The organism is Inquilinus sp. (genome assembly GCF_057815775.1).
On the sequence record NZ_JBYRFX010001142.1, the window covers coordinates 1 to 1819 of the forward strand.

At 69.3% G+C, this 1819-nt stretch carries 2 protein-coding genes and 1 pseudogene; 1 reads left to right on the top strand and 2 read right to left on the bottom strand.

What is annotated here, in order from left to right; genetic code table 11:
• The coding region (locus AC3XYG_RS40545; RefSeq protein ID WP_489145592.1) for a LysR family transcriptional regulator at nucleotides 1-275 on the bottom strand (275 nt) is incomplete at its 3' end.
• A gap of 121 nt (nucleotides 276-396) precedes the next feature.
• On the opposite strand from AC3XYG_RS40545, the gene AC3XYG_RS40550 reads away from it, so the two are divergent.
• Nucleotides 397-1272 (top strand): NmrA/HSCARG family protein, encoded by an 876-nt coding sequence (locus AC3XYG_RS40550; protein ID WP_489145593.1) that lies wholly within the window; start codon nucleotides 397-399, stop codon nucleotides 1270-1272.
• A gap of 10 nt (nucleotides 1273-1282) precedes the next feature.
• Here AC3XYG_RS40550 and AC3XYG_RS40555 read toward each other — a convergent pair.
• A pseudogene (locus AC3XYG_RS40555) lies at nucleotides 1283-1819 on the bottom strand (class I poly(R)-hydroxyalkanoic acid synthase); the annotation flags it as partial.

The following is a 1819-nucleotide window of genomic DNA, read 5'->3' on the forward strand; positions in this document are numbered from 1 at the left end:
CTGCCGCGCGGCGCACCGCCGCCGGACGCGATGGTCGCCGCGGTTTCGTCGATTTCGGTCAGCAGCACCGAGGTTCTCTCGTAGAGCGCGCGCCCTTCCTCGGTGAGCTTCAGCGTGCGCGCACCCCGCTCGAACAAACGCAGGTCGAGCCCGCGTTCCAGGTCGGCCACCCGGCGCGACAGCGTCGCCTTCGGCCGGCCGGAGGCGCGGGCGGCCCGGCCGAACCCGCCATGGGCGGCAACCAGGTTGAAGTCTGACAGGCCTTGCAGATCCATCTCGGTGTCCCGGATTTGAGACGAGTGGTCTCATTCTTCGCGCCTCCTCCACAAAACTGAAACAGCTATCTTTCCCCCAGAAGCACAGGGTCTTCCACAGTCTCTATAAGGAGTGTTCGACATGACCATTCTCGTCACCGGCAGCACCGGGACCATCGGGTCCCAGGTTCTGGCCCATCTCCAGGGTCGCAGTGCCGACATCCGTGCCCTGACCCGCTCGCCCGAAACGGCGAAATTCCCCTCCGGCGTGGTGCCGGTCCGCGGCGATCTCGGCGATGTGGAGTCGGTGCGGGCGGCGCTGCAGGGCGTCAGCACCCTGTTCCTGCTGGCCGCGAATGTGGCGGATGAGCTGACCCAGACCATGCTGGCGCTCGAGGTCGCCCGCGAGGCCGGCGTCAAAGGCGTCGTCTATCTCTCGGTGTTCAAGGGCGAGGCCTATGCCGATGCGCCGCATTTCGCCGGCAAATACGCGGTCGAGCGGATGATCGCGGCCCTCGACCTGCCGGTGACGGTGCTGCGTGCCGGCTACTTCATCCAGAACGACCTGCGCCAGAAGGACCCGCTGCTGAACGCCGGCGTCTATGGCGCGCCGATCGGGGCGAAGGGCGTCTCGATGGTCGATATCCGCGACATCGGCGAGGCCGCGGCGATCGAGCTTTTGCGCCGGGAGCAGGCGCCGGCACCGCTCGGCCGCGAGACCTACGCCCTGGTCGGCCCGGACGGCCTGACCGGCGAAGCCCTCGCCGCGATCTGGAGCGAGGCGCTCGGCCGCTCCATCCGCTATGGCGGCGACGATCTGGAGGCGATGGAGCAGCGCCTCAGATCCATGCTGCCCGCCTGGCACGCGCTGGATCTGCGCCTGATGTTCAGCCGCTACCAGACGGAAGGCGCAGTCGCGACGGCGGACGATGTCGCCCGCCTGACCACGCTGCTCGGCCGGCCCCCGCGCTCCTACCGCGCCTTCGCCAAGGACGCCGCCGCCCAATGGGCGAAGTGAGTCCGGTTCGTTACGTCCGGGCGGCCTTCTCCGCCGCGCGGACGTAGCGGCCGGGGGCGGCTTCGATCGGGGTGAGCTTGCCGTCGCCGGGCTGCCGGGCCGGCACCTGGCCGCCGGCGTGGCGCGCCACCCATTTCTGCCATTCCGGCCACCAGGAGCCCTCCACCGCCTCGGCGCCCTTCAGCCAGGCCTCGGCGCTCTTCGGCGTGCGAGTGTTGATCCAGTGGTTGTACTTCTTTGCCGCCGGCGGGTTGACCACCCCGGCGATGTGGCCGGAGGCGCTGAGGCAGAACCGCACCGGGCCGCCGAACAGCTGGGTCGCGGCATAGGTCGAGGCCCAGGGCGCGATGTGGTCCTCCCGGGTCGACAGCATGAAGGTCGGGGTCTTGACCGTGCCCAGGTCGATCGGCACCCCGGCCAGGTTGATGCCGCCCGGCTGGGCCAGCCGGTTCTCCTGGTACATGTTGCGCAGATAGAAGCTGTGCATCGCCGCCGGCATCCGGGTCGTGTCGCTGTTCCAGTACAGCAGGTCGAACGGGAAGGGGGC

Coding starts and splice junctions, on each gene's coding strand:
- AC3XYG_RS40550 (WP_489145593.1), top strand. CDS start 397: ATGACCATTCTCGTCACCGGCAGCACCGGGACCATCGGGTCCCAGGTT.